The following is an 8,930-nucleotide window of genomic DNA, read 5'->3' as shown; positions in this document are numbered from 1 at the left end:
ATGACTGCTACCAGAATGCGTTGGCGGAGCGGGTGAACGGGATTTTGAAAGGAGAGTTGTTGTTGCAAAGCCCACAGGACCTGGCGCAAGCGCGGGAGATGGTGCGTGAGGCGGTGGATATCTACAAGGTGGAGCGGCCGCATCATGCGTTGAAATACAGAACCCCCGATGCAGTGCATCGGGGGTTCTGAGTGGAGAAATGCTAGCCGAAAATGTGTAAACCTATTTCAGGACTAGACATGCGTTTCTCAGTTTACTGAGATTTTTCTGGCATCCAGATAGAGACGGGTCTGATCCGAGGCCCCTATTTCGGTCAATCCTGTCTTCATTCCGGTCAATTCCCTTTATTGTTGCCGTTTGCCAATAGTGTCAGCTTCATATGTATTCAACGTGAATGCTGTTCTATTAAATTGATCCGAGCTAAGTTGTCGATTGGAAAGGTAATAGGTGTCAGAAAAAGGATGAAAAACATGCTGATAAAGAATGTGTGTCTGACTGACAGGGAGGGGGTGTGGCAAATCCTCTGTCAGGATGGGTTGATCCGGACCATAGCGCCCATGAGCACTCATATTCTGTCTGCCCGGGAGCTGGATGGGGAAGCAGGCCTGGCTATTGCACCTTTTATCGAACCTCATATTCACCTCGACACTACCCAGACCGCCGGGGAGCCGAGCTGGAACCTGTCCGGTACCCTGTTCGAGGGGATAGAGCGCTGGGCCGAACGCAAGGCGCTGCTGACCCATGAAGATGTGAAACAGCGCGCCATCCAGACCCTGAAGTGGCAGATCGCCAACGGTATCCAGTTTGTCCGCACCCACGTCGATGTCTCCGATCCCAACTTGGTGGCCCTGAAAGCCATGCTGGAGGTGCGGGAGGAGATGAAGGAGTGGGTCGAGCTGCAGATCGTCGCCTTCCCGCAGGAGGGGATCCTTTCTTATCCCAACGGCAAGGCCTTGCTGGAAGAGGCGCTCAGGCTAGGAGCCGATGTGATTGGCGCCATACCCCATTTCGAGTTTACCCGGGAATACGGGGTCGAAAGTCTGCATTACATCTTCGATCTTGCCGAGAAGTATCAGGTTCTGGTGGATGTTCATTGTGACGAGATCGATGACGAGCAGTCCCGCTTTATCGAGACACTGGCAACCCTGGCCTACGAGCGCAGCATGGGCCATAGGGTGACAGCCAGCCATACCACAGCCATGCACTCCTACAACGGGGCCTATGCTTCCCGCCTGTTCCGGCTGCTCAAGATGGCGGACATCAACTTCGTCGCGAATCCGTTGGTGAACATCCACTTGCAGGGACGGTTCGATACCTATCCCAAGCGCCGCGGCATCACCAGAGTGAGGGAGATGCTGGAGGCCAACATCAATGTCTGCTTCGGCCACGATGATGTGTTCGATCCCTGGTATCCCATGGGCACCGCCAACATGCTGCAGGTGCTGCACATGGGGCTGCATGTGTGCCAGATCATGGGTTATGAGCAGATCAACGACAGTTTGAAACTGATCAGCAGCCATAGCGCCCATACCCTGAATGTGCAGGATCGCTACGGCATCGAGGTGGGCAAGCCGGCCAATCTGCTGATCCTGCCCGCCGAGAATGGCTTTGATGCGGTGCGCCGTCAGGTGCCGGTGCGCTACTCCATTCGCCATGGTCGGGTGATTGCCGAGACCAGACCAGCCCAGACCTCACTCCATCTGGATCGGGTCGAACTGGTCGATTTTCGCCGCTAAGACGGCACTGCTGTATCGATTAATTGCCTGTCTGTCCTCTGCTGCGGATATTTTGCATAATGTCGGCCTGATATTACGGAGTCTGCCCCATGCAAACCTGGTTATTTGTTGCAGCCGGTGGTGCCATCGGTGCCTGCCTGCGCTTTGGTATATCCGAGCTGATGGCGTTATTGCTGGGTCGCCATTTCCCCTACGGCACCCTGGTGGTCAATGTGGTGGGCTCTTTCATCATGGGTATCGCCTTTGCCCTCATCAGTCACGGTCATGTGGTGGAACACCCTATGAAGCCGTTGCTGATGGTGGGGATCCTCGGGGCCCTGACTACCTTCTCTTCCTTCGCGCTGGATACAGTCGTGCTGGCGCAGCAGGGGGCCTACCTGAAGGCGGTGCTGAATATGGGTCTCAACCTGTCCCTCTGCCTGGCCATGGTGTTGCTGGGGATGCAGTTGGTCGCCAGCCGGGTTTAAGGTGTCCGCACGCCATTGGCTCTGGTAAACTGGCGACCATTCTTTGCTCTATGGGTGTTTAAGGGATGTCAGAACAGACTACGACAACGCATTTTGGCTTTAAAACCGTGGCCGCGACCGAGAAGGAAACTCTGGTTGCCGGCGTCTTCCATTCGGTGGCAGCCAAGTATGATCTGATGAACGATCTGATGTCGTTCGGCATCCACCGCCTGTGGAAGCGCTTCACCATCGATTGTTCCGGTGTGCGCAAGGGCCAGAAGGTGCTGGATCTGGCCGGTGGTACCGGTGATCTGACCGCCAAGTTCTCCCGCATCGTCGGCGAGACAGGTCAGGTGGTGCTGGCAGATATCAACGACTCCATGCTCAAGGTGGGCCGCGACAAGCTGCGCAACCTGGGGGTGGCGAACAATGTCTCCTACGTGCAGGCCAACGCCGAGGCATTGCCCTTCCCGGACAATCACTTCGATGTCATCACCATCGGCTTCGGCCTTCGCAATGTGACTGACAAGGACAAGGCGCTGGCCTCCATGTTCCGGGTACTCAAGCCGGGTGGCCGTCTGCTGGTGCTGGAGTTTTCCAAGCCGGCTAGCGAGGTGATCGCCAAGCTCTACGATCTCTACTCCTTCAAGTTGTTGCCTAAAATGGGCGAACTTGTCGCGAACGACGGTGAAAGCTACAAGTATCTGGCAGAATCCATCCGCATGCACCCGGACCAGCAGACCCTGAAGGGCATGATGGAAAATGTCGGTTTCGAGCAGGTTGAGTTCTACAACCTGACCCAGGGTGTGGTTGCCCTGCACCGCGGTTACAAGTTTTAAGGTTGCCTATGCCGATGGATGCCATGGTCACCGCGGTGATCGAAACCAGCCTCAACCGGCTGCTGGAACTGGACAAGCAGAGCCCGGCGCGGCTGCGCAAGCTGACGGGCAAAGTGCTCAAGCTGGAATTGCGTGAGCTCAAACCGCTCTGGTTCGTCTTCTCCGATCGCCGGCTCGATGTGCTGGCTCAGCATGAGGGTGAGGCCGATGCCGTGCTCAGCCTGTCGCTGACGGCGCTTGGCCTGCTGAAAGACCCGTCCGCTCTTACCCGTTACATCCGCGAGGAGAAGCTGGATCTGAGCGGCGATCCCCAGCTGGTGCAGGCGTTCAGCGTCTTGCTTGGCGAGCTGGATATCGACTGGGAAGAGGAGCTGTCGCGCTATACCGGCGACGTGCTGGCTCACACCCTGTTCAGCGGTGCCCGTCAGGCGCGCCGCGTGCTGGGGCGCGAGCTGTGCCGCTCCCAGCGTCAGTTGGCCGAATACCTGACCGAAGAGATTCGGCTCGCTCCCGGTCCACTGGAGGTGGCGAGCTTCAACGATGACGTCGAGGTGCTGGCCCAGCAGCTCAAGGCCGTCGAGCTGCGACTTGCACGCTTCGAACAGCAGGTAGCCTGATGACCCCGAAGGAGTTCAAGCGCCTCTATCGCATCATCACCATACTGCTGGAGCAGGGCATAGATGAACTGGTGCCTGCCCGCTATCAACCCTGGCCGGGTCGTCTGGCTCGTCGCAGCCTGTTCTGGCTTAAGAAAAAGCAGCCCGATCTTAGCCGGGGCGCCCGCATTCGCCTCGCCTTCGAGGCTCTCGGCCCCATCTTCATCAAGTTCGGTCAGATGCTGTCGACCCGGCGCGATCTTCTGCCGCCGGATATCGCCGAAGAGCTGGCCATGTTGCAGGACAGAGTTCCCCCCTTCTGCGGTCAGGCGGCCCGTCTCAAGATCGAGGAGAGCCTGGGTTGCCCCGTCGAGACCCTGTTCGACGATTTCGACGAGACACCGCTGGCCTCGGCCTCCATCGCCCAGGTCCATACCGGTCGATTGAAGGAGAATGGCCGCGAGATCGTCATCAAGGTGATCCGCCCGGATATAGAGCCGGTCATCGAGGCCGACCTGCGTCTGATGCAGACCCTGGCTCGTCTGGTGGCCCGTTTCGTACCCCAGAGCACGCGCCTGCGCCCCATCGAGGTGGTGGAAGAGTATCGCAAGACCATACTCGACGAATTGAACCTGATGCGAGAAGCGGCCAATGCCATCCAGCTGCGCCGCAACTTCACCGGTTCCGATGCGCTCTACGTGCCCGAGGTGTTCACCGAACACTGCCGTGAGCATGTGCTGGTGATGGAGCGCATCTACGGTATACCGGTTTCCGACATTCCTGCATTGGAAGCCAACGGCACCAACATGAAGCTGTTGGCCGAGCGGGGTGTGGAAGTCTTCTTCACCCAGGTGTTCCGTGACAGTTTCTTCCACGCCGACATGCACCCTGGCAACATCTTCGTCTCCTATGAGCATCCCGACAATCCGCTCTGGATCGGCATAGACTGCGGCATAGTCGGCACCCTGAATCGGGAAGACAAGCGCTACCTGGCCGAGAACTTCCTCGCCTTCTTCAACCGCGACTATCGCCGGGTGGCGGAGCTGCACGTGGAGTCTGGCTGGGTACCACCCGATACCAAGGTGGATGAATTCGAATTTGCCATTCGCACCGTGCTGGAGCCCATCTTCGAGAAGCCGCTGTCCGAGATTTCGTTCGGCCACGTGCTGCTCAACCTGTTCAATACAGCCCGTCGCTTCAACATGGCGGTGCAGCCGCAACTGGTGCTACTGCAAAAGACCCTGCTTTATGTGGAAGGGTTGGGTCGTCAACTCTATCCCCAGCTGGACCTGTGGCAGACCGCCAAGCCTTATCTGGAAAACTGGATGCAGGAGCAGGTCGGGCCGAAAGCGGTGTGGAATGCCATCAAGGAGAAGGCGCCGTTCTGGGCGGAGAAGCTGCCGGAGTTGCCCGAGCTGGTCTACGAGACACTGCGCCAGACCCGTCACCAGCAGCGCCACTTCGACCAGATGTTTGCCGATTTTCGCCGTCATAGCCGGCGGCAGGGGCAGGCACGCTACCTCTTAGGGGTTGGAGCCAGCCTGCTGTTGGTGGGTGTATTCTTGCTGACCCAAAAACAACACATTGAATGGGGACAAATCAGCCTGGCTGGTGCCGGATTATGCTGGCTGCTGGGTTGGTTCAAGGCCCGTTCACACTAATTGCCTGCTTGCACACCTCAAGTGCCAGTTTGGAAAGATTGCGTGCTGGTATCAGTATCGTGCTCGTCAATAACACACTCGCGCCCCTTGGCGCCAATTTTGGAGAAATATCATGGGTGGTATCAGTATTTGGCAATTGTTGATCATCGCGGCCATCGTAGTCTTGCTGTTCGGCACCAAGAAATTGCGCGGGATCGGTGGTGATCTGGGCGCGGCCGTCAAAGGCTTCAAGAAAGCCATGTCTGATGAACCCGAGGCCAAGCCGGCCGAGAAGGATGCAGATTTCGATCCGAAACAGCTGAACGATGCGGCCACCAGAGCCGAGGCCGCCAAGCAGAAAGACAAAGATCAGGCTTAAGCCATGTTCGATATCGGTTTCTGGGAGCTGGTTGTCATCGGCATCGTCGCCCTGGTGGTGCTCGGTCCCGAGCGGCTGCCCGTGGCGATCCGTACCGCCAGCCACTGGATCAGACTGATCCGCAGCACTGCCAACTCGGTCAAGTCCGAGCTGGAGCAGGAGCTGAGATTGCAAGAGCTGCACAACGACCTGAAGAAGGCCGAACAGTTGCAGATGAGCAACCTGAGCCCCGAGTTGCAGGAGTCTATCGAGCAGTTGAAGGCGGCGGCACAATCGGTGACCCGTCCCTATGAACAGCAAAATACCATCCATCCTGCCCCGGCGGCTGCCGAGGTGAAGGCTGAACCTGCGCAACCTGCCGCGACCATGACTCATGACGAGGCGCCCATGGTGACATCCGTTCAGAGCACGGATGCCCTTGCCGACAAAAAAGAGGAGGTGAAGCCATGAGTCAGGCCGAACAACCTCTGATCAGTCATCTGATCGAACTGAGAACCCGGTTGCTGCATGCCATTTCGGCCATCCTGCTGGTGTTTGTCTGTCTGGTTTACTTTTCCAACAATATCTACGACTTCGTAGCCCAGCCGCTGCTCAGCCAGTTGCCGGCAGGCACCAGCATGATAGCGACGGATGTGGCGACCCCCTTCCTGACCCCCATCAAGCTGACGATAGTGGTCTCCTTCTTCCTGGCCATACCTTATCTGCTGTATCAGGCCTGGGCCTTCATCGCTCCCGGTCTGTACAAGCATGAACGGCGTCTCATCATGCCGTTGGTCTTCTCCAGTGCGGCACTGTTCTACGCCGGCATGGCGTTTGCCTACTACGTGGTGTTCCCGCTGGTGTTCGGTTTCTTCACCAGTACGGCGCCCGCCGGCGTGACCATCGCCACCGACATCGCCAGCTATCTGGACTTCGTGCTGACCCTGTTCTTCGCGTTCGGGGTGGCGTTCGAGATACCTGTGGCCACCATACTGCTCTGCTGGACTGGGGTGACCAACCCCCAAAGCCTGCGGGAGAAGCGCCCTTACGTCATCGTCGGGGTATTCGTGGTCGGCATGTTGCTGACGCCACCCGATGTCTTCTCCCAGACCCTGCTCGCCATTCCCATGTGGGCTTTGTGGGAGATAGGTCTGTTCTTCGCCCGTTTCTATGTGAAGAAAGAGGATGAGGAGCAACAGGAACAAACGGAAGAGGGGAGCTGAGGCTCCCTTCCTCTTTTCATGCCCCCGTTCGAGGCGTATGGTGATGCCCCATCGAGTAGATGGTTTTCAAATACCTGATATGTCTTCCTTTTGTTTGGAACGTCTCATCCCATGATCGACATTGGTCTCAACCTCACCAGCAGCCAGTTTGCCGGTGAACAGCCTGAACTGGTGGCACGCGCCCGTGCCGCCGGGGTCGAGGCACTGATCCTGACCGGTACCGATCTGGCCGGTAGCCGCGAAAGCGCTGACCTGGCTGCGCTGTGGCCGGGTTACTGTTTCTCCACCGCCGGGGTTCATCCTCACGATGCCAAAAGCGTCGATGATGCGACCCTCCCCACCTTGCGCGAGCTGGCGACACTGCCGCAGGTGGTCGCCATCGGCGAGTGTGGCCTCGACTACAACCGCGATTTCTCCCCCCGTCCGGTGCAGGATGCGGTGTTCGACGCCCAGCTGGCGCTGGCGGCCGAGCTCGGGATGCCGGTGTTTCTGCACTGTCGCGATGCGCACGCCCGTTTTGTCGAGATCCTGCGTCCCTGGCTACCCAGATTGCCGGGAGCTGTGCTGCACTGCTTCACCGGTTCCGACGAGGAGCTGGACGAGTGTCTGGCGCTGGGACTGCATATCGGGGTGACTGGCTGGCTCTGCGACGAGCGCCGTGGTCAGCTGCTGCGGGAACAGGTGGCACGCATTCCGGCCGGTCGGCTGATGATAGAGACAGACGCCCCCTATCTGGTACCGCGGGATTTGAAACCCAGACCCAAACGCAACGAACCCGCTTTTTTGCCGCATATCGCCAAGGTGGTGGCGGCTTGCCGTGGTGAAGCGCCCGAGGCCTTGCTGGCCCATACCCGGGCCACCTCCGCCGCGTTCTTCCAACTTCCTCTTCAGGAGTGATTCATGGCTACAACTCTTCCGGGCGCCTTTCCGGGTCGCCGTCTGCGCCGGGTGCGCAAACATGATTTCAGCCGTCGTCTGGTGCGCGAGAACGTACTGACCGCCAACGATCTCATCTATCCCGTGTTCGTGCTGGAGGGGGAGAACCGTCGTGAGGCCGTCACCTCCATGCCGGGGGTGGATCGTCTCTCCATCGACCTGCTGCTGGCGGAAGCCGAAGAGCTGGTCGCCCTCGGCGTGCCCGCCATTGCGCTCTTCCCGGTGACCCCGCTTCAGAGCAAGAGCCTGTTGGCGGAAGAGGCCTACAGTCCGGACGGTCTGGCCCAGCGGGCGACCCGCGCCCTCAAGGCCCGCTTCCCGGAGCTGGGGGTCATCACCGACGTGGCGCTCGACCCCTTCACCACCCATGGTCAGGACGGCATCATAGATGATGAAGGTTATGTGCTGAACGACATCACCACGGAAATTCTGGTGAAGCAGGCGCTCTCCCACGCTGCCGCCGGGGCCGATATCGTTGCGCCGTCCGACATGATGGATGGCCGCATCGGCGCGATTCGCGCCGCACTGGAAGCGAACGGCTTCATCAATGTCCAGATCATGGCCTACTCCGCCAAGTACGCCTCCTGCTACTACGGCCCGTTCCGCGATGCGGTGGGCTCTGCCGGCAACCTCGGCAAGAGCAACAAGGCCACCTACCAGATGGATCCGGCCAACAGCAACGAAGCCCTGCACGAAGTGGCGCTTGATATTCAGGAAGGGGCTGACAGCGTCATGGTCAAGCCGGGCATGCCCTACTTGGACGTGATCCGTCAGGTGAAGGATCAGTTCGGCGTGCCGACTTTTGCCTATCAGGTGAGCGGCGAGTACGCCATGCACATGGCGGCGATCCAGAACGGCTGGCTGAAGGAGAAGGAGAGCATCATGGAGTCCCTGCTCTGCTTCAAGCGAGCCGGTGCCGATGGCATTCTCACCTACTTCGCCAAACGGGTTGCCCAGTGGCTGCAGGAAGACGCCAGACGCTGATGTCCGCCGTCTCATTTCCCTCACAATGCCGGCCCAGGGGCCGGCATTTTCGTCTCTGACAGCCTGATCGCTGCTTTAATGAGCATGTTTTCGCGAAAAGTGGGCAACTGACCCGGTTCACGGCGGCAAAGGCTTGATTAATGAGGTTCCTGCCTACATCTTAGGTAGTCCA

General features: G+C 58.7%; 11 protein-coding genes. All 11 read left to right on the top strand.

Annotated features, from left to right (window positions below; all coding sequences use genetic code 11):
* A partial coding sequence (locus GWQ27_RS19390; RefSeq protein ID WP_275908102.1) for an integrase core domain-containing protein occupies nt 1-191 on the top strand: 191 nt, incomplete at its 5' end.
* A 279-nt stretch (nt 192-470) separates the two neighbouring features.
* Nucleotides 471-1,736: a cytosine deaminase gene (locus tag GWQ27_RS19385; RefSeq protein ID WP_275908101.1), complete on the top strand. Its 1,266-nt coding sequence runs from the start codon at nt 471-473 to the stop codon at nt 1,734-1,736.
* An 89-nt stretch (nt 1,737-1,825) separates the two neighbouring features.
* Entirely contained in the window at nt 1,826-2,203 is a 378-nt protein-coding gene (gene crcB / locus GWQ27_RS19380) for a fluoride efflux transporter CrcB (protein ID WP_005320732.1), read from the top strand.
* A 65-nt stretch (nt 2,204-2,268) separates the two neighbouring features.
* Complete coding sequence (gene ubiE, locus GWQ27_RS19375; protein WP_005320731.1) at nt 2,269-3,021, top strand: bifunctional demethylmenaquinone methyltransferase/2-methoxy-6-polyprenyl-1,4-benzoquinol methylase UbiE; 753 nt, start codon at nt 2,269-2,271, stop codon at nt 3,019-3,021.
* 8 nt (nt 3,022-3,029) lie between these two features.
* Nucleotides 3,030-3,638, top strand: coding sequence for an SCP2 sterol-binding domain-containing protein (locus GWQ27_RS19370; RefSeq protein WP_275908100.1), 609 nt, complete (start codon nt 3,030-3,032; stop codon nt 3,636-3,638).
* Nucleotides 3,638-5,278: a ubiquinone biosynthesis regulatory protein kinase UbiB gene (gene ubiB, locus GWQ27_RS19365; RefSeq protein WP_275908099.1), complete on the top strand. Its 1,641-nt coding sequence runs from the start codon at nt 3,638-3,640 to the stop codon at nt 5,276-5,278. The genes GWQ27_RS19370 and ubiB overlap by 1 nt, the downstream gene beginning before the upstream one ends.
* Nucleotides 5,279-5,390: 112 nt before the next feature.
* Nucleotides 5,391-5,636 carry a Sec-independent protein translocase subunit TatA gene (tatA, locus tag GWQ27_RS19360; RefSeq protein WP_005320705.1) on the top strand — a complete coding sequence of 82 codons (246 nt, stop codon included), beginning with the start codon at nt 5,391-5,393 and terminating at the stop codon, nt 5,634-5,636.
* Nucleotides 5,637-5,639: 3 nt separating this feature from the next.
* Nucleotides 5,640-6,086: a Sec-independent protein translocase protein TatB gene (gene tatB, locus GWQ27_RS19355; protein WP_275908098.1), complete on the top strand. Its 447-nt coding sequence runs from the start codon at nt 5,640-5,642 to the stop codon at nt 6,084-6,086.
* Entirely contained in the window at nt 6,083-6,838 is a 756-nt protein-coding gene (gene tatC / locus GWQ27_RS19350; protein ID WP_021139509.1) for a twin-arginine translocase subunit TatC, read from the top strand. Before tatB ends, tatC begins: the two co-directional genes overlap by 4 nt.
* A gap of 111 nt (nt 6,839-6,949) precedes the next feature.
* Nucleotides 6,950-7,735 (top strand): TatD family hydrolase, encoded by a 786-nt coding sequence (locus GWQ27_RS19345; RefSeq protein ID WP_155603775.1) that lies wholly within the window; start codon nt 6,950-6,952, stop codon nt 7,733-7,735.
* Nucleotides 7,736-7,738: 3 nt separating this feature from the next.
* Nucleotides 7,739-8,758, top strand: coding sequence for a porphobilinogen synthase (hemB, locus tag GWQ27_RS19340; protein ID WP_059169290.1), 1,020 nt, complete (start codon nt 7,739-7,741; stop codon nt 8,756-8,758).
* Nucleotides 8,759-8,930: the final 172 nt, after the last annotated feature.

The organism is Aeromonas sp. 5HA1, from assembly GCF_029237245.1.
In the GTDB taxonomy this organism is placed as follows: Bacteria; Pseudomonadota; Gammaproteobacteria; order Enterobacterales; family Aeromonadaceae; genus Aeromonas; species Aeromonas salmonicida.
This window is presented reverse-complemented; position numbering and strand designations above follow the sequence as displayed.